The sequence below is a fragment of the Mesorhizobium sp. M1088 genome (assembly GCF_040318575.1).
GTDB lineage: Bacteria > Pseudomonadota > Alphaproteobacteria > Rhizobiales > Rhizobiaceae > Mesorhizobium.
The window spans coordinates 70,800-93,942 of the sequence record NZ_JAMYMO010000003.1 but is presented as its reverse complement, the minus strand read 5'-3'; the positions used below and the strand labels follow the sequence as shown (position 1 = coordinate 93,942).

Genomic DNA, 23,143 nt, shown 5'->3' with positions numbered 1-23,143 from the left:
CCCGGATAAACCGGGGTTCTGTGTAAAGTGTGTAGAGACGATTTCAGACTCGCTTCAAACCCAACTGTGCCAGTTCTTCGGCATTGAATGGCTTCTTCTGGCCTTCCGGCTGATGCCGATGCCGCCGTGCATCATGCGGCGGTTCGGTGCGGAATTCACAGATTGGGCAAACCTTGTCAGCCGCCATTGCGCCCTTGCCGGTTCCGGTTGCCCCTTTGGATTTGGCAGGGCCACGTGTTACCCGTGAAGACAATCCCGAAACATCCGTGATGCGATAATTGAAGCCAAGCGCATTCAAGTCCGCAATAGCTTCTTCCACCTTCTTCATCGCTTCTGTCTTGGCAGATTCACGAAGCTTGGCCTTCTTTTCAGCAAGTGCTGCTTCTTCCTTTTCCAGCTTCTTCATTTCGTCAATGAACGAGATTGCCATAGGTTCCCTCACGCTTGGTTGAAGGATGCCAAATGGCGTCCCTTGTTGGCGATGAAAAACCATTACCGGATTCCAACAATCAAAGAAAGACCTTTTAGTGGGTTATCTGGATGTATCGGCAATCAGCGTAAAACTTTCCTGTCTTCCACGTGTAGCGGTGTTCCGTTTGATCGTGGGTTGAACAACTCGCCTTGGCGTAATCGGTGCCCGTTGGATTGGTGATAATTTCCTTGGTCGTGTAATTCCAAAACAGCCCTGAATCAGCATCATCCGGCTTTGCCAATTCGCTATAGGTGATGGTTCCACATGGGTCATTGGCTTGCACGGTTGATTGCCATTTCTTGGTGGAATTATTCACTTTGAAATTCCGTTCGAACGAATCCGTGGTGATTGTGCATGTGTTGCCTTCAAATTCTTGCACTGCCCTTGCCATGGCATCAGCATTGGGTGGATTTCGAGATTTACAGAAATCGAACATGCTTTGGACTAGGCGGGTTTGATCGGCTCTTTCCACCGGCGATTGCTTCCGCCAACTTTCCTGAAATTCCTGTTTGTCGGTTATGTCCGATGACGCAGCAGCGTTGCCAGTCTGAACGGCGGTCAAAAGCTGGGCTATGGCGTCGCACTCGTTTCCTTTTGGAACCGGAGTTTTGAGCAAATCCCCCACCAGTTTCTCAATGCGCTGCGGCGCTTCGGCTGCATCTGGTTTTGAAATTGAAATTCGCTTAAACTGGCATCGCATTCCGTCAGCGGACGGCGCATTGCAAGTGGCCGACAACGTTTCATTTCTATCGAAGTTTTGCACAATGATAGGAAAGACTGGAAAATCTTCATTGGCTGCGAATGCGCTGGTCGTAGGCATGATAGCCAGTGTCAGAAGCCAAGCTTTTCGCATGACAAAATTCCTCTTAGTTGCGGCCTTGTGCACATCGGTATGCCGCTGTCGAATTGTTGGGGTATGCACGAACGCATGAATGATAGGGGCTGAAATAAATGTACATCGCCATTGCAACCAATACGGCACCGGCGATGATCAAAGCGGCTCTGATTTGAACGCTCATATAAAAATCCCTCCGACAGGCAATTCATACCATCTGGCGGCACACGCTGAAAGTTCTGAAAAGTTCTATGTTCAATTGACTGTTGTCGGGTCATCGAGCAGAAATGGCCGGGTTTCGAGGAAGCATTTCTTGGCTTCGAGCCGAAGCGGCTGCTGTTCCAGCCTGACGATTTCTGGCACGATCTCACAGCCGACAAGCGCATCGTCCGCAATCCGCAGAAGATCAAATCCGTACGCGACAACGCAGCCTTCGTCGAGCGCGTGTCGAAGGAGCATGGCAGCTTCGGCAAGTTCCTGGCCAATTGGCCGGCGGATGACCAGGTCGGATTGATGGCCTATCTCGGCAAGCATGGCAGCCGGCTCGGCGGCAATACCGGCCAGTATTTTCTGCGCTGGCTGGAGTGGGACGCCTTCATCGTCTCGGCCGACATGGCGGCAGCGCTGCGCGACGCCGGGCTCGACCTCGCGCAGAGCCCGACATCGAAGAAGGACCTGGGCAAGATCCAAGTGCAGATAAACGCCTGGGCGGCGGAAACCGGACTGCCGCGCCGGCACATTTCGCGCATTCTGGCAATGTCGATCGGCGAGAACCATCCGCCGGAAGCCTTGCGCGAATATATGGGCGAATAGGATCGACTGTTTGGTCCAAACGAACGCCATTGCTCGACGAATTTTGCCGCGCTAAACCCACGGGCATGACAGACAAGACCGCTCCAGACATATTGCGCATCGCCGTCGCCCAGCTCAATCCGACGGTCGGCGACGTCGCCGGCAATCTTGCCAAGGCACGCGAGGCGAGGGCGGATGCCGCCCGCCAAGGCGCCGACCTCGTGCTGTTTACCGAGCTTTTCCTTGCCGGCTATCCGCCTGAGGATCTGGTGCTGAAGCCCGCCTTCCTGAAGGCCTGCGAGCGGGCGGCGGAGGATTTCGCCGGCGATACCGCCGACGGCGGCCCGGGTTTCGTCATCGGCACGCCGTTGAAGCGCAAGACCGGCACGCACAATTCGATCATCTTTGCCGATGGCGGCAAGATCCTTGCCGAACGCTACAAGCTCGATCTGCCGAATTACGGTGAGTTCGACGAGAAGCGCGTCTTCCAGGCCGGTCCCGAGATCCAGGGGCCGGTCAATTTCCGCGGCGTGCGCGTGGGAGTGCCGATCTGCGAAGATATCTGGGGCGAGGTTGCCGTCTGCGAGACGCTGGCCGAAAGCGGCGCGGAAATCCTGCTGGTCCCGAACGGCTCGCCCTATTACCGCGGCAAGGTCGACGTCCGCCACCAGATCGTTATCCGCCAGGTCATCGAATGCGGACTGCCGATTATCTATGCCAACCAGCTTGGCGGTCAGGACGAGCTGGTTTTCGATGGCGCATCGTTTGCCATAGGTTCTGACAAGACGCTGGCCTTCCAGATGAGCCAGTTCGAGGAGACGGTCAACGTCACCACCTGGAAGCGAAAGAATGACATCTGGGTCTGCTCTGACGGACCGATGTCGAAAATCCCGGAGAAGGAGGAGGCCGACTACCGCGCCTGCATGTTGGGCCTGCGCGATTACGTCAACAAGAACGGCTTCAAGAATGTCGTGCTCGGCCTCTCAGGCGGCATCGATTCGGCGATCTGCGCGGCACTTGCCGTCGATGCGCTCGGCGAGGAACGGCTGCGCGCCGTGATGATGCCTTACCGCTACACTTCGAAGGACTCGCTGAAGGATGCCGAGGACTGCGCCCGCGCACTCGGCTGCCGCTACGATATCGTGCCGATCTTCGAGCCGGTCGAAGGTTTCCTGCACGCGCTGACGCAGCTTTTCGAGGGCACCAAGGAAGGTATTACCGAGGAGAACCTGCAGAGCCGTGCACGTGGCACTATCCTGATGGCGATTTCCAACAAGTTCGGCTCGATGGTGGTCACCACCGGCAACAAAAGCGAGATGTCGGTCGGCTACGCGACGCTCTACGGCGACATGAATGGCGGCTTCAATCCGATCAAGGATCTTTACAAGATGCAGGTCTATGCATTGTCGCGTTGGCGCAACGCGCATGTGCCGCCGGGTGCGCTCGGTCCGTCCGGCGAGGTGATCCCGACCAACATCATCGACAAGGCGCCCTCGGCGGAACTGCGAGAGAACCAGACCGACCAGGATTCGCTGCCGCCCTATCCAGTGCTCGATGACATATTGGAGTGTCTGGTCGAGAACGAGATGGGCGTCGACGAGATCGTTGCGCGCGGCCATGACCGGGCGACGGTGGCGCGTGTCGAGCACCTGCTTTACGTCGCAGAATACAAGCGCCGGCAGGCGGCGCCCGGCGTGAAGATCACCAGGAAGAACTTTGGCCGCGACCGCCGTTATCCCATCACCAACCGGTTCAGGGATCGCGGGTAGGCCATTGGCCTGCGTAACGGTTTAGCCATGGCCAACCTTGAAATTAGCTTTGACCTGTCGCGGATCGACTTCCGGGCGACATCCGACATTTTGAAGGCGAGCTATTGGGGCAGCGGCCGCAGCGATGAACTGCACCGCCGCGCTTTTGCCAACTCACTGTGCGTCGGCGCCTATGTCGGCGGCAATCAGGTCGGCTTCGGCCGGGCGATCACCGACCGTACGGTATTTGCCTATCTCGCCGACATAATTGTCTGGCCCGGGTATCGCGGACAAGGCATCGGAACCCGGCTTGTCCAGGCGCTTATCGACCACTCGGACGTCAAGACGGTCACGCATTGGAGCCTGTCGACCAACGACGCCCATGCGGTTTACGAGAAGCTCGGCTTCAGGCCTTCCACCGATGGCCGCTATATGCGCCTCGACCGTATCCCGGCAACCTGAACAGAGGCAGCGCACAACCCGCGATTGTTGCAAAATCGTCTCACTGCTTGGACCAGATGCGCTTTTGGCTATCTACTGACTTGGCGCGGCGTTGAGGCGTCTCTATAAACACCTCTCCGCGATTCCCCTTCAGGAGGAACCGAATGCCAGGATTTGACATCGTTATGCGAGGCTGCGAAGCCTAGGTCTTGGTCAGTGCGCCGCGAGATAGCCTCGCGGCAAGGCTGAACCGAGGCAGGTATTTCGCCGCTGCCGGTCGCCGCCCCTCTACAGGGCCGCCAAATACGCCAAACCTCCGCATCTCCGGGCGCCAAACGGCGCCGACGCGGTTTTTCAATTTCTACTTTCGTGGGATCGGGCTCGTTTGCGCCCGAATGACATCATGACTCGTTTTCGAATAGATTTGCGCGCGGGCGCCTTTCGCAGCGTTCTTGGCTTCACGCTCAGCCATTGGCGGTGTCAGCCGTGGCGGCTTGCCGGCATTATGGGCACATTCCTGCTGTCGACCTTGGCCGACGTGCTGACGCCGCTCTATTCCGGCCGGCTGGTGGATGCCGTCGCCAGCAGTGCTGCGGCCGACGATGTTGCGTGGAACGCGGCGACAGCGGCCTTTTCGATGCTGGTGGCCCTGGCGCTCACCGGTGTCGTGCTGCGCAATCTCGCCTTCATGGCCATTGTCGAGCTGACGTTGAAGATGATGGCGGATATCGCCGCCGACGCCTTCCACCGCGTCCAGCGCTTCTCCACCGACTGGCACGCCAACAGCTTCGCCGGATCGACGGTGCGCAAGATAACGCGCGGCATGTGGGCGCTCGACCTGCTCAACGACACGATCCTGATCGCGCTGCTGCCATCGGTCGTCATGCTCGTCGGCTCGACGCTGCTGCTTGGCTGGTTCTGGCCGCTGATGGGTGCTGTCGTCGCCACCGGTTCGGTTCTGTTCATCGCGGTGACGACGATGCTGTCGCTTGGCTATGTCGCGCCCGCGGCAAGGCTTGCCAATGCGTGGGATACACGGCTTGGCGGCTCGCTGGCCGACGCGGTGAGCTGCAACGCCGTGGTCAAGGGTTTTGGCGCCGAGGAACGCGAGGAGACGCGGCTTGCCGAGGTCGTCGCCAAATGGCGCGGTCGCACGCGCCGCACCTGGATGCGCGGCACCGTCAACGGCACCACGCAAGGGACGATGCTGCTGCTTTTGAGGGCAGCGGTCATCGGGTTCTCCCTGCTGTTGTGGTCGTGGGGGCAGGCGAGCGCCGGCGATGTCGCCTTCGTGCTGACCTCATTCTTCGTGCTGCAAGGCTATCTGCGCGACATCGGCACACATATCCGCAATCTGCAGCGCTCGATCAACGACATGGAGGAACTGGTCGACTTCCAGTCCGAACCACTCGGCATCGAGGGTCGGCCCGGAGCCAAACCGATCCGGATCACCGATGGCCGTATCACCTTCGACAATGTCACGTTCCACTATGGCAGCCACCGCCTGCCGCTCTATCGCGACTTTTCGGTGGACATCGCGCCGGGCGAACGGGTTGGGCTGGTTGGCCATTCGGGCTCCGGCAAGACGACATTCGTCAAGCTGATCCAGCGCCTCTACGACGTGACTGCGGGCAATATCCTGATCGACGGCCAGGATATTGCGAATGTGGCGCAGGCGTCGCTGCGCGCGCAGATCGCAATCGTCCAGCAGGAGCCGATCCTGTTTCACCGGTCGCTGGCCGAAAACATCGCCTATGCTCGGCCGGCCGCCACGCAGGCCGAGATCGAGCACGCGGCGCGATTGGCCAGCGCGCATGACTTCATTGCCAATTTGCCGAAAGGCTATGGCACGCTGGTCGGCGAGCGTGGCGTAAAGCTATCGGGTGGTGAACGTCAGCGCGTTGCAATCGCACGCGCCTTTCTTGCCGATGCGCGCATTCTCATCCTGGATGAGGCAACGTCGAGCCTCGATTCGGAATCGGAGGTGCTGATCCAGCAGGCGATGGAGCGGTTGATGGTCGGCCGCACGACGCTGGTCATTGCCCACCGGCTGTCGACGGTGCGGGCGCTGGACAGGCTTTTGGTGTTCGATCGCGGCCGCATCGTCGAAGAGGGCTCGCATGACCAACTGATCCGGCTGCAAGGCGGCATCTACCGCCGGCTGTTCGAACGCCAGGCGCTTGAACTGACCAAAGGCCTGGTGATCTGACGGTTGCGGTGCCGCGCGTCTTGATAGACGTGCGGCGCTGCAGTCTTTTCTTCGCCTTTGTCATGTTCTATGTCTGCCGCCGAGCGCGGGGGCGCGTCTTGTCAACAGCAAAACCATCCGGTACGCCCCGCTCATGACAGTTACCGTCCGTTTCGCCCCGTCACCGACCGGCCGCATCCATATCGGCAATGCGCGCACCGCTTTGTTCAATTGGCTGTTCGCCATCAAGAACAAAGGCCGCTTCATCCAGCGCTTCGACGACACCGACGTCGCCCGTTCGACGCAGGAGTTTTCCGACGCTATCCTATATGACCTGCATTGGCTGGGCATCTTCCCCGATGCCACGGAGTACCAGTCGCGGCGGGTCGAAATCTACGATGCCGCACTGGAGAGGCTGAAGGAGGCGCGCCTCGTCTATGCTTGCTATGAGACGCCTGAAGAGCTCGACCTGAGGCGCAAGGTGCGCCGCACGCGTGGCCTGCCGCCAGTCTATGGCCGCGAGGCGCTGACGCTGGCACCCGAGCAGGTGGCGGAATATGAGGCCGATGGCCGGCGGCCGCACTGGCGCTTTCTGCTGCCCAACTTCAGCAGCGATCCGCTACAGCCGGAGCGCACCGAAATCCACTGGAACGACCTGGTGCGCGGCGAAGAGACCGTCGACCTCGCCTCGCTTTCAGACCCGGTTCTGCGGCGTGAGGACGGCACCTACCTCTACACATTGCCTTCGGTTGTCGACGACATCGACATGGGCGTCAGCCATGTCATTCGCGGCGACGACCACGTCACCAATACCGGCGTCCAGATAGCCCTGTTCCGAGCACTTGGCGCGGAGCCGCCGGTGTTCGGCCACCACAATCTCCTGACAACGGCATCAGGCGAGGGACTTTCGAAGCGCACCGGCGCGCTGTCCATCCAGAGCCTGCGTGAGAGCGGCATCGAGCCGATGGCGATCGCTTCGCTGGCGGTGCTCGTCGGCACCTCGGAAAACGTCGTGGCGGTGCCAACGATGGCCGAGCTAGTCGAGCGCTTCGATCCGACTGCAACATCGAAATCCGCCGCCAAATTCGACCCGGACGAACTCTTCGTGCTCAACCGCACGCTGCTGCATCACATGCCGTTTTCCGAGGCGCGCGACCGGCTGATCGTGCTCGGCATCTCCGGCGAACAGGCCGAGTCTTTCTGGCTGGCCGTGCGCGGCAATCTCGACAGGCTGGCCGATGCGGCGATCTGGTGGCGTACGCTTCGAGACGGTCCAGAGGAGCCGGCGGAGTTTTCCGACGAGGACCGCGACTTTCTTCGCCAGGCATTCGAGTTGCTGCCGGAAGAGCCTTGGAACGGCACCGTCTGGAAGGACTGGACGGGCAAGATCCGAGCGGCGAGCGGCCGTAAGGGCAAGGCGCTGTTCATGCCGCTCAGGCTGGCGCTTACGGGACAGCCTTCGGGTCCGGAGCTTGCAGATCTGTTGCCGCTGCTGGGTCGGGAAGGAACGTTGGCCCGACGACCCTGACCTTGCGCTGCTCCGGCGGCGGCAGCGATGTCGGCGAGGGCACAGGTTTGACAGCAAGGCGTCTGATCGCCCCACGGTCGAGGCCGTCTTGCGCATTGGCCAACGACTCCGGGTCGGCGCCCGGATCAGGCCTGGCAACCGGCAGCGGAATGAACGGGGTACTCTCTACATTCGCCTCGGATTGTTCCCGGGTTGGCGGGTTGCCGGCGATGATCTCGAAATTCTGCGCGGCGTTGCAGCCGCAGGTCGGCGGCCGCGGCATGTCGGATTGCTTGTAGAGGTAGGCCGTCGGCAGTTCGATATAAGGCCTGCCCGTCACCGAAGACGTCATCGACGCCGAATCGCTGTTCACGCCGCGCGTGTAGAAAACCTGCATCTCGGTGCCGGGGCAGCTCGATTCGCAATTCTTCTGATCGCGCTCGAAATCGCCCAGCGAGGCAGCATTCGACATCGGGAAGAAATAGCCGTCGCAGGTGCGCACACACATGGTGCGGAATTCGCCTTGGGGCTGGCCCATGTCGGCGCTGTTGAGCACGGTGCGGATGTTGCCCGGCTGGCTCAGTTCTTCAGCCTGGTCGGCCTCTTCGGGCTGACTGCCCAAAAGCTGGTCGAGCAGGTTTCGCTTGCCGTTTTCACGGTTGGCTTCGCGGACCGGCGGGGGCGTCGGCGCCGCCGCATCATCGCGGCAGCCATTGGCGTCAAGCAACGTCAATATGCGCGCACGATCACGTCGCGAACCACCGCCGGCAAGGTCGCCGCGCTTGGCCTGCAGGGCGTCGAGATTGGCTGCCATGCGATCGATGGTGGCGTCGAGTGCTGCGCATGCGTTGGCGTTGCGGCGAGACAGCGAAAAGCCGCAGCCGGCGCTGCTGGCCTGCCTGACGGCCTTTGAAATCTGCTGGCGCTGCCGGACGATTGCGTCGTCATATTTCCTGAGCAATGCCGGTTTGCCGCCGCCACCACGAGAAGCGGCGGCAAGATCGGCTTCAAGCTGGCGGCAGAGGCGGGAAGCGGCCTGTGCCTGAGTGGCGGCAATGCCGCACAGCACCACGGCGCCGAGCAGCGCAGCGGCCCGCGTCAGCTTCCAACTTGCGCCCGTCATCCCTCCGGAACTCCGACTGCCTGTCGTTCAGAAAGCTACCGCGCTTGCGGTTAACCGTTTGTTTAGCATACCGCCGATTCCGCCTTCAGCCCAAATCGGCGATGGCTTGCGCCTTGTGCGCGGCTTCGATCACGACCGGTGCTGTCATATCGACTACGCCACACGACATATTCGGAAAGAGCCAGATCCGCGACATCCTGGCGTTGCACGAAAAAAGGCGTATTCGCCCAGAAGAATGCCCGGATCCAGCAATGCCCGGAGGCTTGGCATGACCGCGATTACCCGTCGAGCCGCACTGCAATTTGGTCTTTTGTGCCTGGCGATGCCGGTTGCCTTGGCGCAGGAAAAGCCCATCACGCCGGATTGGGGTACCAAATTGGTCGAAGCTGCCCGTGGGCAGATCGGCGTCACCACACTCTACGATCCGACCTATACACGCCTGGCCTATCCGGGCGGGGACGTTGGGCCCGAGCGGGGTGTGTGCACGGATGTCGTGATCCGTGCCTATCGCCGCGCCTTCGATCTCGACCTGCAAAAATTGGTGCATGAGGATATGCGGGCCAATTTTGCCGCCTATCCGAAGGCTTGGGGCTTGAAAGCGCCGGACCGCAACATCGACCACCGCCGTGTGCCCAATCTTGCGGTCTATTTCGAGCGGCGCGGTGCCGCCTTGCCCGTCAGCCAAGACCCCGCCGATTATCGGCCTGGGGATCTCGTCGCCCAGATGCTGCCCGGCAATCTGCCGCATATTGCCATCGTGTCGTCCAATCGCTCCACATTGGTACCGACAAGAAGACTGGTCATTCACAATATCGGCGGCGGCGCCAGGGAAGAGGACACTTTGTTTGCCTTCAGGCAGACAGGGCATTTCCGGTTCAAGCCAATCTGAGAAGGCCCATGGCTAGCCCAGCTCGACGATGGCTTGCGCCTTATGCGCGGCTTCGACCACTGCCAGTGCCGTCATGTTGACGACACCGCGCGACGTCACCGACGGCGTCAATATGTGCGCCGGGCTGTCGGTGCCGAGCAGGATCGGGCCGACATGCAGCGCGTCCATCATCGTGCGCAGCGCGGTCAGCGTGATGTTCGCCGAATCGAGATTGGGGAACACCAGCAGATTGGCTTCGCCCTTCAGCCGCGAATGCGGATAGACGCGCTGGCGCAGCTGCTCCGACAGTGCCGAGTCGGCATGCATCTCGCCGTCGCATTGCAGGTCGGGCGCGATGCGCGCCAGGATCGCCGCCGCCTGCCGCATCTTCATGGCGCTTGGCGAATCGCGGGAGCCGAAATCCGAATGCGAAAGCAGGGCTGCCTTGGGCTCGATGCCAAAACGCTGAATCTCCTCGGCCGCCAGAACGGTCATCTCCGCAATCTCCTCGGCGGTCGGATCGACGGAGACATGGGTATCGGTGAGGAAAATGATGCCGCGCTGCGAAATCAGCATGGAAAGCGTCGACAGGTCGCGATCCCTAATGCCGGCGCGTGGCCCGATGATCAGCGTGACGTTGCGCAAATGGCGCTCGAAACGGCCTTCGAGGCCGCAGACCATGGCGTCGGCGTCGCCGCGCTTCAGGGCAAGGGCGGCGATCACCGTATTGTCGGTGCGCACCATGGTGCGCGCCGCTTCCGTCGTCACCCCACGCCGGCCGGCAAGCTCGATCAAAAGGTCGACATAGTGGCGGTAACGCGGATCGTCTTCCGGGTTGATCAAGCCGAAATCGACGCCCGGCTTGATGCGCAGCCCATAGCGTTTCAACCGCACCTCGATGACATGCGGGCGGCCGATCAGGATCGGTTCGGCAATGCCTTCCTCGAGCACGACCTGCGCGGCGCGAAGCACGCGCTCGTCCTCGCCGTCGGCATAGATGACGCGCTTGGCGCTCGACGTCTTGGCCATCGAGAATACCGGCTTCATGACCAGGCCGGAGCGGAAGACGAAGCGGTTCAGCTTGTCGATATAGGCGGCGAAATCGGTGATCGGTCGGGTCGCGACGCCGGTCTCGCAGGCTGCCTTGGCAACGGCGGGGGCAATGCGCAGGATCAGCCGCGGATCGAAAGGCGAGGGGATCAGGAACTCCGGGCCGAAGATCGGCGTCTCGCCGGAATAGGCGCGCGCGGCAACGTCGGACGGCTCTTCGCGGGCAAGCGCTGCGATCGCCCGAACGGCGGCCATTTTCATCTCTTCGTTGATGGCACTTGCGCCGCAATCCAGCGCGCCACGGAAGATGTAAGGAAAACAGAGTACGTTATTGACTTGATTGGGGAAATCGGAGCGGCCGGTGCAGATCATCGCATCGGGTCGCGCCGCCCGTGCCGCTTCCGGCATGATCTCGGGATTGGGGTTGGCCAGCGCCAGGATCAGCGGCTTTGGCGCCATGTGGTGCAGCAATTCCGTCTTCAGCACGCCGGCGGCAGACAGGCCGAGAAACACGTCGGCGCCGGGCAGAACGTCGGCCAGCGTGCGCGCCTCGGTGTCCTTCACATAGGGGTCTTTCCAGCGGTCCATCTCCTCGACGCGGCCCTTATGGGCGACCCCGAACCGGTCGGTGACCCAGATGTTTTCGACCCGCGCGCCGAGCGAGACCAGTAGGTTGAGGCAGGCAAGCGCCGCAGCACCGGCGCCTGACGTAACGATCTTGATGTCCGCGATGGATTTGCCGGCGAATTCCAGCCCGTTGAGCACGGCGGCGGCGACGATGATGGCGGTGCCGTGCTGGTCGTCATGGAAGACTGGTATGCCCATGCGGGCTTTCAACTGCTCCTCGACCTCGAAGCATTCGGGCGCCTTGATGTCTTCCAGGTTGATGCCGCCGAAGGTTGGTTCCAGCGCCGAGATCGTCTCGACCATGCGCTCGATGCCCGGTGCGTCGATCTCGATGTCGAAGACATCGATGCCGGCGAACTTCTTGAACAGCACCGCTTTGCCCTCCATCACCGGCTTGGAGGCGAGCGGACCGATATTGCCGAGGCCCAGCACCGCCGAACCGTTGGTGACAACGCCGACCAGATTGGCGCGGGCTGTATAGTCGGCGGCGGTTGCCGGGTCGTCGCGGATTTCAAGGCAGGGGGCGGCGACCCCCGGCGAATAGGCAAGCGCCAGGTCGCGCTGATTGCCCAGTGGCTTCGTCGCCTGGATTTCCAGCTTTCCGGGACGGGGGTGCTTATGGAAATAGAGCGCTGCTTCGTCGAGGTCGGATCGGGCCGCCTTCTTGCTTTCGCCTGTCATGACGGCCGCCTCCTCAGTTCAGTCCGTTTGATGTTTTGAGTCTCTTAGCATGCAGCCGAGGCTTTTCGAGAGGTGATATGTCGCAAGCGCGAGCTTGCGGCTTGCACCCCCGCCCTCCTGTGCGGTCTGCCATTGAGATGTTGGGGCGATAGGCGGGGTGCTGCGGCGAGGTACGCCGCCCAGTTCGAATGTCTGGTGGCGCTCGTCGCTCAGAGGCCTCGCGGCGAAACAAGTCGACATTGCAGTTCTCCAAAATCCGTGAGATTCTTCGAAAAGTCGCACGAAATAGCGTGCGAACAACAAAGCGCCCCGACGTTTTCGGCGGACATCCAAACGCATCACAGATCGTGCCCCTGATTGTCGGTCGGACTGCTTAACCTGCCAAGGGAGGACGACAATGACTGTACGGCCAGACCCGACTTTCCACGCGACTGCCAAGCTCGCAATGCAGGCGCCAGTCGAAAATTTTGCCTACACTTTGATGTTGAGTCCCGACTTCTCTCAGCCAGATGGACTAGCCATAGTTGACGTAAACCCGAAGTCGAAGGACTACGGCAAGGTCGTCCATAGCGTGATAATGCCGAACAAGGGCGACGAGTTTCACCATTTCGGCTGGAACGCGTGCTCGTCGGCCCTTTCGCCGCTGAATGGTCACCCGTTTCTCGAGCGCCGCTTTCTGATCATTCCCGGTATTCGATCTTCGCGCATTTACGTCATAGACACCAAGGGCGGACCGACCAAGGCCAAGATCCACAAGGTCATCGAGCCAGAAGAGGTGTTTGCCAAGACGGGCTATTCCAGGCCTCATACGATTCACTGCGGTCCGGAAGGTATTTATGTCTCGACGCTTGGGGGCGGTGGCCCTGACGGCACCGACGGACCTCCCGGCATCTTTGTCATGGATTGCCAGACGTTCGACGTCATCGGGCGCTACGAGATCGATCGCGGGCCGCAGGACAAGCAATATGATTTCTGGTGGAACCTGCCACGCGACTACATGGTGTCGAGCGAGTGGGCCCTTCCGCCCCAGTTCGAGCAGGGCATCGTGCCTGAAGACCTCCTGTCGAACAAATATGGACACCGGGTGCATTTCTGGAATTTGCGCGAACGTAGGAACGTGCAGACCATCGATCTGGGCGCCAACCACCAGATGGCGCTGGAAGTCCGCCCCGCCCATGACCCGGTCAAGGAATACGGTTTCCTTGGAGTGGTCGTCGACACGACAAACCTCGAGGGATCGATCTGGACCTGGTGGCGCGAGGGCGGCAAATTCCATTGCGAAAAGACGGCGACCATCCCGCCCGAGGCAGCCGCCAAGGATGACCTGCCGCCGTTGCTTCAGGGCTTCGAGGCGGTGCCGCCGCTAGTAACCGACATCGACCTGTCGCTCGATGACCGATTCCTCTACGTATCCTGCTGGGGCACCGGCGAGATGCGCCAATACGATGTGACCGATCCGATGAAGCCTAAGCTTGCAGGGTCCATCCATATTGGCGGCATCACGCGCAAGACCAAGCATCCCGGCGGCGGCGACTACAGGGGCGGACCGCAGATGGTCGAGATCAGCCGCGACGGCAAACGCGTTTACTGGACCAACTCCCTGTATTCGACTTGGGACGACCAGTTCTATCGCGATGGTATTCCGGCAGCCATGGTCAAGGCCAATGTCGGCGAGAACGGTGGGATCACCCTGGACAAGGACTTTTATGTCGAGTTCCCCGAGGGGTATCGCTCCCACCAGATTCGTCTGGAAGGCGGCGATTGCTCGACGGATTCGTTCTGCTATCCGTCGGTGTAACCGACTGCCCGGGTCAATAAAGCGATGAGCGAGTGGACGACGGCCGGTCTCTGGCTGGCCGTCGTCGCCAGCGGTATTTATCACGGTATCAATCCTGGCATGGGCTGGCCGTTGGCCGTTTCGACCGGACTTTTGGATAGACGTGCCGGCGAATTGTTCCGGGCGCTCGGCCTTTTGGCAATGGGCCACTTTGTGGCGATGATCGGTATCCTGCTGCCCTTCGGCGCGATGCTGACGCTCATCGTCTGGGAACGACAGATTCGCATCGCGGCGGGATTGATTGTGATCGCAGCCGGGATCTATCTCCTGATCAACCGGCGCCACCCGCGTGTTCTTGCCCGTATCCCGCCGGCACAACTGGCCTTGTGGTCCTTCGCGGCCGCCACCGCGCATGGCGCCGGGCTGATGCTGGTGCCGATTTATCTCGGCCTGTGCCAGGCAGGCGATCTCGATGTTGGACACCAGGCGGCTATCACGCTCATGGCAGGTAATCTGATCACCGCCACCGCCGTCTCCGTAGTCCATACGGCCGCGATGATTGTAAGCGGCGGTGTTATCGCCATTGCCGTCTATCGATGGCTCGGACCCAAGTTCATCTCACAAAGCTGGTTCAATCTCGACACTGTGTGGGCCGTGAGCCTGATCCTGGTGGGGGGAATTGGGATCGCGAGTATCGGATTCGCTCGGTAGGTTGCATGCATTGGCAAAGGAATTCTCCCTTCTCCGGATGTCAGGAAAGATCAGATCGCATCATGCGGCGCTCGCAACCCAACAACCGCAAAGGGTCGTTCTTCCGCCGTCCAGCGGGTATCAAGCCTTGGATTCTGCCACTAAAACGCGCTGACATAGAGGCCGCCGTCCACCGGTATGTTCTGCCCGGTCAGGTAGCCGGCATGGACCGAGCACAGGAAGGCGCAGATCTGGCCGAATTCCTCCGGCGTGCCGAGTCGCTTGGCCGGAACGTTGGCCGCGGCGTTGGCCTTGCGCGCGGCGGCGGCGACCGGATCTTCGGGCGTGCCAGGCTCGTGCGGGCCGCGCAGCCGGTCGGTGTCGAGCTTGCCGGGCAGCATGTTGTTGATCGTCACGTTGCGGTCGATCACTGTCCGTGCGACGCCGGCAAGGAACGAAGTGAGGCCGGCGCGGGCGCCGGACGACAGGTCGAGGCCGGGGATAGGCACATAGACCGACAGCGAGGTGATGTTGACGATGCGGCCGAAGCCGCGCGCCGCCATGCCGTCGATCACGGCCTGAACCAGTTCGACAGGGGTCACCATGTTCTGGGTGACGCCCTCGAGGATCTTTTCGCGGTCGAGCGCGCGGAAATCGCGAAACGGCGGACCGCCATTGTTGTTGACGAGGATGTCGGGATCGGGGCAGGCGGCAAGCAGCGCCTTCTGGACATCGGGCTTGGATACGTCGCCGACGATTTCGGTCACCTTGACGCCGAATTTCTCGCGCAGTTCAGCGGCAGTTTTGCCCAGCACGTCGGCGTTGCGGCCATTGACCACCAGATCGCAGCCTGCCTCCGCCAGTGCCATGGCGCAGCCGCGTCCCAAGCCTTTGCTCGAAGCGCAGACGATGGCCTTCTTGCCGCGAATGCCGAGATCCATGGTGATTTTCTCCTCTGATTGCCGCGGCAACCTATCCGGATGGCTGGACCAATCGCAACCGTCATACGGTTGTTGCATGATCGGGGCATAGCCTCACCGAAAGCAACGGTGACAAATGATGTCCGGCGCAGAGCCCTGCACTTTCCGCAGCATGTTCATCTCCGACGTCCATCTCGGATCGAAGGCGGCGAAGGCCGAGTTCCTGATCGATTTCCTGCGCCATCACGATGCCGATATCATCTATCTCGTCGGCGACATCGTCGACGGCTGGCGCTTGAGACGGAGCTGGCATTGGCCGCAGAGCCACAATGACGTCGTCCAGAAGTTGCTGCGCAAGGCGCGCAAGGGCGCCAGTATCACCTACATCGCCGGAAACCATGACGAGTTCGCGCGCCAGTTCCAGGGCGTTCATTTCGGCGGCATTGTCGTCGCCGACCGCGCCATCCATGAGACCGCCGATGGCAAACGCCTTCTTGTCATCCATGGCGACCAGTTCGACACCGTCGTCCATAATGCGCGCTGGCTGGCCTATCTTGGCGACTACGCCTATGACGCGGCGATGCTGGTCAACCGCGTCATCACGCGCCTGCGCCAGGTGCTCGGCCTGCCTTACTGGTCGTTCTCGTCCTGGGCCAAGGTCAAGGTCAAGAAGGCGGTGAATTTCATCGGCTCGTTCCAGACCGTGCTGACCGAGGAGGCGCGCCGCTCGCACGTCGACGGCGTGATCTGCGGGCACATCCACCATGCCGCGATCGAAAGCTACGAGGACGTGCAGTACATCAACACCGGCGACTGGGTGGAGAGCTGCACGGCGGTGGTCGAGCATTTTGACGGCCGGATGGAGATCCTGCACTGGGCGCATGTCCTGCCGGAGACTCCGGTCGGCAGCGAGATGCTCGTGCCGATCGACATCAAGGGCAGGGCAGTCCAGGCGGCTTGACCAAATCCGGCCGCATCTCGCTTCAATCGGTTAGTCCAGCGGTTTCATCGACTTTTTCGCCGTGTTAAGCAGCGGCAGGTGTGGCGGGCCGACTCGGCTGAATGCCGTGCCGACGGATCGCCTGTCAATGTCCTCGCTGCCGCCGCTTTCGCCCGAACAGCTCGTCAAGCCACGCCATTTCGAACTGCGCATGAGCTTGATCTTCTTTACGCTCTTCGTTCCGCTCGGGACGCATGTGCCGTATTTCCCGCTGTGGCTGCAGGCGAAGGGGTTCCATGCCGAACAGATAGCCGTGATCCTCGCCGCGCCGATGTTCCTGCGCGTGGCGACGACGCCTTTTCTTACTGCGCTGGCAGACAAAGCGAGCGACCGCGCCAATGTCTATGTTGCGCTGGTCGCCGCATCGCTGATCCTGTCCGCCGGCTACCTCCTGCCGCCGACCTACGCAACGGTACTTGCCGTGTCGTTGGCCCTGACGGTCGTCTGGACGCCGCATTCGCCGATTGCCGATTCGCTCGCCCTTTCAGGTGTTCGCCGCTTCGGCTCGAATTACGCAAGCATGCGCAAATGGGGCTCGATCTCCTATCTCTGCGCCAATCTCGCCGGCGGTTTCATCCTGTCGGCGAGCGGTGCCCAGGCTGTCCCGGTGATCATCTTCGCGGCGCTGTTTGCCGCGCTAGCCGCCGGACTGATTGCGCCGCGCCTCGGCCGCCCACGCCGCGCCTCGCCGCTTTCGGCCGCCGATATCCAGCAATCGGCACCGAAACTTCTCAACCGGTACTTCCTCTATTTTTCGACAGGCGTCGGCGTCATCACCGCCAGCCACGCATTTCTCTACGGTTTCGTGTCGATCTACTGGAAGTCGATCGGCATCAGCGATTCGGTTGTCGGGCTTCTGTGGGGGTGGGGCGTCGTCGCCGAGATATGCATGTTCGTCGTTTTCACCCGCGCTTTCGCCTCCTTCTCGGTCGTCTCGATCATGCTGATTGCCGGGATTGGCGCAATCGTGCGCTGGTTCGCCTTTCCGCTGATCTGGCCGCTTGGGCTTGGCGTTGGCGGGTTTTTCGCGATCCAGACGCTGCACGCGGTTTCGGTGGCGCTGGTGCTGATCGGCCTGCAAAAGATGATCGGTGAGACGGTCGCGGAAGAACGCACCGGGGCGGCGCAAGGCATCGCCTACTTCTCCAATGGCTTCTTCATGGCGGCGGCGACGCTGATTTCCGGTCCTCTTTACGACCGCTTCGGCGCGAATGGCTTCTTTGCGATGATCCCGATCGTCCTGACGGGCCTGGCTCTGATCGGGCTTGCCGCGCGTTCAGCCCCACAGCGCCCGCTCGGGCGGTGACACCAGCGAACCTTGGTAGACGAGACCGGGAACGCGGTCGCGGGCCAGCAGCAGCGGACCGTCGAGATCGACGAAATCGGCATCCTGCGCCAACAGTACGGCCGGCGCCATCGCAAGCGATGTGCCGACCATACAGCCGACCATGACACCAAGACCCAGTTCGCGGGCGCGGTTGCGAAGCACGAGTGCAGCGGTCAGGCCACCCGATTTGTCGAGCTTGATGTTGACGGCGTCGTAAAGGCCGACAAGCGCTTCAAGGTCCTTCGCCTCGTGCACGCTTTCGTCGGCACAGATCGGTACCGGATGCGCGATGTGGCGAAGAATACTGTCATGTCCCGCCGGCAGCGGCTGTTCGATCAAGGCGATACCGTGCTCGGCGGCAAAGGCGAGGTTTGCGACGATGTTGTCGTTATTCCAGCCCTCGTTGGCGTCGAGAATGATTCGGCTGTCGGGTGCTGCCGCCGTCACTGCACGGATGCGCGCGATGTCGTTGTCGCCGCCGATCTTGACCTTGAGTAGCGGGCGCTGGGCGTTGGCGCGGGCCTGCGCCGCCATCGCCTCCGGCTCGGCGAGCGACAATGTATACGCAGTCTCGAGCGGTCGTAACGGAACGGTTCGTATCGTATGCGCCACCGGTGTTCCGCTGATCTTCGCTTCCAGGTCCCAGAGCGCGCAATCGATGGCGTTGCGTGCCGCGCCGGCAGGCATGGCATCGAGCAGGGCGATGCGGCTGATGCCGTGCGCGATCTCGCTGCGCATCGCCTCGATCGCGTCGCGCACACCCTCCATGGTTTCGCCATAGCGCTTGTAAGGGACGCATTCGCCGCGTCCTGTACGGCCGTTTTCGGTGATGGCGCAGGAAATCACCTCCGCTTCGGTCTTCGAGCCGCGCGAAATGGTAAAGGTCCCGGCTATCGGAAAGCGCTCGGCCTCGACCGAAATGACACGCGCCATATTTTTCTGCTCCGGCTGTGCAACAAGGAGGATGTCGGCAAATCGACAGGTCGGCCCCGTCAGGCTAAACAGGACGCCATGTTGACCATCCGCAAACGCGACGCAAGCGGCCCTGCCAAGGAGCCCGACCACCAGCCGCGCATCGCGATCGGCGAGGAGGGCGGCGTTCTCGGCTGCGCTTTCTCGGGAACCTGGACGACGCGCACCGTGGCGCTGGTCGATGCCGAGATGCGCAAGATCGAGAAGCGCAGCGGCTTCAAGACGCTGGCGCTCGACCTTTCACAAATCGAGAAGATGGACACAGCCGGGGCGTGGCTGATCGACCGCCTGGTCAGCAGCTTCGAAAAGAAGGGCGTCGAGATCACGATGCAGGGGCAAAGCGAGATAGCCTCGATCCTGCTTGGCGCCGTCGGGGACGCCGTTCGTCGCGAGCCCGAATCAGGTCCGGCAAAGCCGCCCAACTTCATCATTCGCGGGCTCGAGGCGGTTGGCCGGCGCGTTTATGAGATGCGCGACGATTTCCTGGCCGCAATGAATATCCTCGGCGCCACGATACGCGGCTCGCAGATGAAGCTTGGCCGTGGCCATGCCGTCAACATGGCGGCAATCTTCAACCAGATCGATCGCATGGGTGTCGGCGCCATACCGGTAGTCGTGCTGATGTCGGCCATCGTCGGTGCGATCGTCGCCCAGCAAGGCGCTTATCAGCTCAGCTATTTCGGCGCCGACATCTTCGTCGTCGACCTGGTCGGCGTGCTGATCCTGCGCGAGCTCGGCGTTTTGATGACGGCGATCATGATCGCCGGCCGCTCCGGTAGCGCGATCACCGCCGAGATCGGCTCGATGAAGATGCGCGAGGAGGTCGATGCGCTGAAGGTGATCGGCCTTAATCCAATCGGCGTGCTGGTGTTTCCGCGGCTCGTCGCGCTGGTCGTCGCGTTGCCTTGCCTGACGATCATCGCCAACTTTGCCGCACTGGGCGGCGGCATTTTGGCAGCATGGCTCTACTCCGATATTGCACCGGCAGCGTTCATCGACCGGCTGCGTGTCGCAATCGACCTCAGCACCATCTTTGCCGGCCTGATCAAGGCGCCGTTCATGGCCATGATCATCGGCATAATTGCCTCGGTCGAGGGCATGAAGGTTGGCGGCAGCGCCGAATCGCTTGGCCAGCATGTGACCGCCTCCGTGGTGAAGTCGATCTTCGTGGTCATTATCCTCGACGGGCTTTTCGCCATGTTCTATGCAGCGATCGAGTTCTGAGATGGCGCTGCCGGGCACAAACACGACCAAGGTGGCGGCGAAAGCCAAAGAAGACGAGATCGTGCTGTCGGCGCACGACGTCACGGTGTCGTTCGCCGATCAGGTCGTTCTCGACAAACTGTCGCTCGATATCTGGCGCGGGGAGATTCTCGGCTTCGTCGGTGCCTCCGGTGCCGGCAAATCTGTTCTCTTGCGCACCATCCTTGGCTTGACGCGCAAGCAATCGGGAACAATCAAACTGTTCGGCGTCGACGTCGAGAAGGCAACCGAAAGGGAGCGCCTTCGCATCGACATGCGGCTTGGCGTGCTGTTCCAGCATGGCGCCCTTTTTTCGGCGCTGACGGTCCTCGAAAACGTTCAGGTGCCGATGCGCGAATATCTCGATTTGCCGAAGAAGCTGATGGACGAACTTGCCATGCTCAAGGTCGAGCTGGTCGGATTGCCGCCGGATGCGGCGCAGAAATTCCCCTCCGAGCTCTCGGGCGGCATGATCAAGCGTGCTGCGCTGGCGCGCGCCCTGGCACTCGACCCGGACATCGTTTTTCTCGACGAACCGACGTCCGGGCTCGATCCGATCAGCGCGGCTGAGTTCGACGAATTGGTCGTCAAGCTGCGCGATACGATGGATTTGACCGTGTATATGGTCACGCACGATCTCGACACGCTGTTTACGGCGTGCGACCGCGTGGCGGTGCTCGGCAACAAGAAAGTGCTGGTCGAGGGCACGATCGACGACATGCTCAGGAGCGAGGAACCCTGGGTAAAATCCTATTTCCGCGGAAAACGCGCCCGGCAACTTGATCTTGCGGCGCGCGCATAGCCATAAGTGAGCAATGGAAACCAGGGCCAACTACGTCATTGTCGGCATTTTCACGCTGGCCGCGATCCTCGCGGCTTTCGCTTTCGTCTATTGGACGGCCGCGATCGGCGACAGGGGTGAGACGGCGATGCTGCGCGTGCGCATCCCGGGCTCGGCTTCCGGCCTTGGCCGCGGCAGCTTCGTGCTGTTCAACGGCGTCAGGGTCGGTGAGGTCAAGCGTGTCTATATCGACCTCAACAATCCGACCGCCGCCATCGCCGACACCGAGATCGGCCGGAATACGCCGATCACCAAGTCGACGCAGGCCGATATCGGGATCGTCAGCCTCGCCGGCCAGGCCAGTATCGAATTGAAGGGCGCCGACCCCAAGGAAGTGAACCTTCTCGACCAGGCGGAAGCGGAGGGCAAGGTCGCCGAGATCGTCGCCAATCCGTCGGCGGTCACCAACCTTTTGCAGACGGCGCAGAACATCTTCACCCGCGCCGACAAGGTCCTTTCGGAGCTCGAAGGCTTCACCAAGGATGTTCGCGGGCCGCTGACGCAAACCGTCAACAATGTCCAGACCTTCTCCGATGCACTGGCCAGGAATGCGGACGGCGTCGACAAGTTCCTGGCCAGCGTCAGCTCGCTGGCGGACGAACTGAAGGGTGTTTCGGGCAAGCTCGACGGCACCCTGAAGGCGGCGGAAGGGCTACTCAACGCCGTCGACAAGGACCAGATCAAGAGCATCGTCGCCAATGTCGACACAGTCACTTCCAACCTGAAGGAAACCAGCAAGCAGTTCGACACGGTCATCAAGAACGTGGACACCGCGGTCGGCTCGATCAACGACTTCGCCCAGAAGACGCAAGGCACGCTGGCCAAGGTCGACGGCGTTCTCGACGGCATCGATCCGGCTGAGGTTCGCACCGCGCTGGCCAATATCCAGAAGGCCAGCGAAAACGCCAACGAGGCTGCCGCCGACATCGCCAAGGTGACCAACAAGTTCGCAAACCGAGCCGACGACATCGATGAAACCATCAAAGACGCGCACCAGCTCGCAGGACGCCTCAACGATGCCTCGGTGCGAGTCGACGGTATCCTTGCCAAGGTCGACAAACTGCTCGGCTCCGGTCAGGCCGACGGCGTCATGGCCGATGCGAGGGCGACGCTCAAATCGTTCAAGCAGGTCGCCGACACGCTGAACGCCCGCCTCGGCACCATCACCGACAATCTGGCGCGGTTCTCGGGACAGGGGCTGCAAAACGTCGAATCGCTGGTCCAGGACAGCCGTCGTTCGATCAACCGCATCGAAGAGGCGGTGACCGACCTCAGCCGCAATCCACAGCGGATCCTGTCCGGCGGCGAGGGTGAGGTCCGGCAGTTCGACGGCAGGGTGCGCCGTTGACTTCGGCCTGCGCCCACCGCAAGAACATAGCTTGCGGATGCGCGTTGTTTCCACGATCCGGGGGGGATCGCGTTTGAAATCGATCAGTTCAGGCAGCGTCAGATCGAGTGGGTTCAAGACCGGAGCGGCACTGCTGGCGCTTTCGCTCGCCGGCTGCGCGGCGCTGGGCGGCAAGCCGGCGCCGCTGGATACGTTTGAGCTTTCGGCGCCGTCGCTGGAAGCGCGTGCCCACAGCCGTCGCCAGATACTCATCGCTCAGCCATCGGCGCTCAAGGCGCTGGACAGCCAGAACATCGTCATTAAGCCATCGCCGCGATCGATCCAGTATCTCAAGGGCGCGCAATGGGCCGACCGGCTGCCGATGATCGTACAGGCGCGGCTGGCAGAGACGTTCCAGCGCTCGGGCAGCTTCACCGGCGTCGGCAAGCCAGGCGAGGGGCTGGCGATCGACTATCAGGTGATCGTCGAGATCCGCTCGTTCGAGGTGCGTGTCGATGGCGGCGAACATGCCGAGGTCGAGCTGTTCGTGCGCCTGTTGAATGACCGCAACGGTGAAGTGCGCGCTTCGAAGACGTTTAGCGCCATCGCGCCCGTTTCGGGCAATGGCAACCAGGCCTATGTCGGCGCGCTCGATGCCGCGTTCGGCGATGCGGCCGGGCAAATCGTCCGCTGGACGGACACCGTGATCTGAACC

Annotated in this window: 19 protein-coding genes and 1 pseudogene; 14 read left to right on the top strand and 6 right to left on the bottom strand. The window is 61.5% G+C overall.

Annotated features, from left to right (window positions below):
* Window positions 1-43 precede the first annotated feature (43 nt).
* Complete coding sequence (locus NKH49_RS05120) at window positions 44-493, bottom strand: hypothetical protein (RefSeq protein WP_352925282.1); 450 nt, start codon at window positions 491-493, stop codon at window positions 44-46.
* A 31-nt stretch (window positions 494-524) separates the two neighbouring features.
* On the bottom strand, window positions 525-1,325 hold the full coding sequence (locus NKH49_RS05115) for a hypothetical protein (RefSeq protein ID WP_352925280.1): 801 nt from the start codon (window positions 1,323-1,325) through the stop codon (window positions 525-527).
* 252 nt (window positions 1,326-1,577) lie between these two features.
* Here NKH49_RS05115 and NKH49_RS05110 point away from each other — a divergent pair.
* The 5 genes and pseudogenes from NKH49_RS05110 to gltX form a co-directional block, all read left to right on the top strand.
* Window positions 1,578-2,120: pseudogene (locus NKH49_RS05110) on the top strand (DNA-3-methyladenine glycosylase I); the annotation flags it as partial.
* Window positions 2,121-2,185: 65 nt separating this feature from the next.
* A complete protein-coding gene (locus tag NKH49_RS05105; protein WP_352925278.1) occupies window positions 2,186-3,868 on the top strand; it encodes an NAD+ synthase in 1,683 nt (560 codons plus the stop codon).
* 27 nt (window positions 3,869-3,895) lie between these two features.
* Window positions 3,896-4,309 carry a GNAT family N-acetyltransferase gene (locus tag NKH49_RS05100; protein WP_352613798.1) on the top strand — a complete coding sequence of 138 codons (414 nt, stop codon included), beginning with the start codon at window positions 3,896-3,898 and terminating at the stop codon, window positions 4,307-4,309.
* 382 nt (window positions 4,310-4,691) lie between these two features.
* Window positions 4,692-6,497: an ABC transporter ATP-binding protein gene (locus tag NKH49_RS05095; RefSeq protein ID WP_352925276.1), complete on the top strand. Its 1,806-nt coding sequence runs from the start codon at window positions 4,692-4,694 to the stop codon at window positions 6,495-6,497.
* Window positions 6,498-6,630: 133 nt separating this feature from the next.
* Window positions 6,631-8,004, top strand: a complete 1,374-nt coding sequence (gene gltX, locus NKH49_RS05090; RefSeq protein ID WP_352925274.1) for a glutamate--tRNA ligase — start codon at window positions 6,631-6,633, stop codon at window positions 8,002-8,004.
* On the opposite strand, the gene NKH49_RS05085 is transcribed toward gltX, so the two are convergent.
* A complete protein-coding gene (locus NKH49_RS05085) occupies window positions 7,922-9,106 on the bottom strand; it encodes a DUF2865 domain-containing protein (RefSeq protein WP_352925272.1) in 1,185 nt (394 codons plus the stop codon). The genes gltX and NKH49_RS05085 overlap by 83 nt on opposite strands.
* A 115-nt stretch (window positions 9,107-9,221) precedes the next feature.
* Here NKH49_RS05085 and NKH49_RS05080 point away from each other — a divergent pair, with 115 nt between their 5' ends.
* Window positions 9,222-9,995 (top strand): DUF1287 domain-containing protein, encoded by a 774-nt coding sequence (locus NKH49_RS05080; RefSeq protein WP_352925587.1) that lies wholly within the window; start codon window positions 9,222-9,224, stop codon window positions 9,993-9,995.
* Window positions 9,996-10,007: 12 nt separating this feature from the next.
* On the opposite strand, the gene NKH49_RS05075 is transcribed toward NKH49_RS05080, so the two are convergent.
* Window positions 10,008-12,332 (bottom strand): NADP-dependent malic enzyme, encoded by a 2,325-nt coding sequence (locus NKH49_RS05075; RefSeq protein WP_352925270.1) that lies wholly within the window; start codon window positions 12,330-12,332, stop codon window positions 10,008-10,010.
* A gap of 397 nt (window positions 12,333-12,729) precedes the next feature.
* Here NKH49_RS05075 and NKH49_RS05070 point away from each other — a divergent pair, with 397 nt between their 5' ends.
* Window positions 12,730-14,130, top strand: coding sequence for a selenium-binding protein SBP56-related protein (locus NKH49_RS05070; RefSeq protein WP_352750196.1), 1,401 nt, complete (start codon window positions 12,730-12,732; stop codon window positions 14,128-14,130).
* A 24-nt stretch (window positions 14,131-14,154) separates the two neighbouring features.
* Window positions 14,155-14,820 carry a hypothetical protein gene (locus NKH49_RS05065; RefSeq protein WP_352448725.1) on the top strand — a complete coding sequence of 222 codons (666 nt, stop codon included), beginning with the start codon at window positions 14,155-14,157 and terminating at the stop codon, window positions 14,818-14,820.
* Between the two features lie 140 nt (window positions 14,821-14,960).
* Here the strand turns inward: NKH49_RS05065 and NKH49_RS05060 are convergent, their stop codons facing one another.
* A complete protein-coding gene (locus NKH49_RS05060; RefSeq protein ID WP_352925268.1) occupies window positions 14,961-15,740 on the bottom strand; it encodes an SDR family oxidoreductase in 780 nt (259 codons plus the stop codon).
* Between the two features lie 118 nt (window positions 15,741-15,858).
* Between NKH49_RS05060 and NKH49_RS05055 the strand changes: the two genes are divergently transcribed.
* Both NKH49_RS05055 and NKH49_RS05050 read left to right on the top strand, forming a co-directional pair.
* Window positions 15,859-16,680 carry a UDP-2,3-diacylglucosamine diphosphatase gene (locus NKH49_RS05055; protein ID WP_502907836.1) on the top strand — a complete coding sequence of 274 codons (822 nt, stop codon included), beginning with the start codon at window positions 15,859-15,861 and terminating at the stop codon, window positions 16,678-16,680.
* 127 nt (window positions 16,681-16,807) lie between these two features.
* On the top strand, window positions 16,808-18,025 hold the full coding sequence (locus NKH49_RS05050; RefSeq protein WP_352925266.1) for an MFS transporter: 1,218 nt from the start codon (window positions 16,808-16,810) through the stop codon (window positions 18,023-18,025).
* On the opposite strand, the gene dgcA is transcribed toward NKH49_RS05050, so the two are convergent.
* On the bottom strand, window positions 17,996-18,979 hold the full coding sequence (gene dgcA, locus NKH49_RS05045) for an N-acetyl-D-Glu racemase DgcA (RefSeq protein WP_352925264.1): 984 nt from the start codon (window positions 18,977-18,979) through the stop codon (window positions 17,996-17,998). The genes NKH49_RS05050 and dgcA overlap by 30 nt on opposite strands.
* Window positions 18,980-19,057: 78 nt before the next feature.
* Here dgcA and NKH49_RS05040 point away from each other — a divergent pair, with 78 nt between their 5' ends.
* Genes NKH49_RS05040 through NKH49_RS05025 form a run of 4 tightly spaced genes read left to right on the top strand, consistent with a single transcriptional unit; the run spans window position 19,058 to window position 23,140 of the window.
* A complete protein-coding gene (locus NKH49_RS05040; RefSeq protein ID WP_352613793.1) occupies window positions 19,058-20,242 on the top strand; it encodes an ABC transporter permease in 1,185 nt (394 codons plus the stop codon).
* A gap of 1 nt (window position 20,243) precedes the next feature.
* Entirely contained in the window at window positions 20,244-21,062 is an 819-nt protein-coding gene (locus NKH49_RS05035; protein ID WP_352502486.1) for an ABC transporter ATP-binding protein, read from the top strand.
* Window positions 21,063-21,075: 13 nt separating this feature from the next.
* Window positions 21,076-22,449 carry an MlaD family protein gene (locus NKH49_RS05030; protein ID WP_352455679.1) on the top strand — a complete coding sequence of 458 codons (1,374 nt, stop codon included), beginning with the start codon at window positions 21,076-21,078 and terminating at the stop codon, window positions 22,447-22,449.
* Window positions 22,450-22,486: 37 nt separating this feature from the next.
* Entirely contained in the window at window positions 22,487-23,140 is a 654-nt protein-coding gene (locus NKH49_RS05025; RefSeq protein ID WP_352502487.1) for an ABC-type transport auxiliary lipoprotein family protein, read from the top strand.
* Window positions 23,141-23,143: the final 3 nt, after the last annotated feature.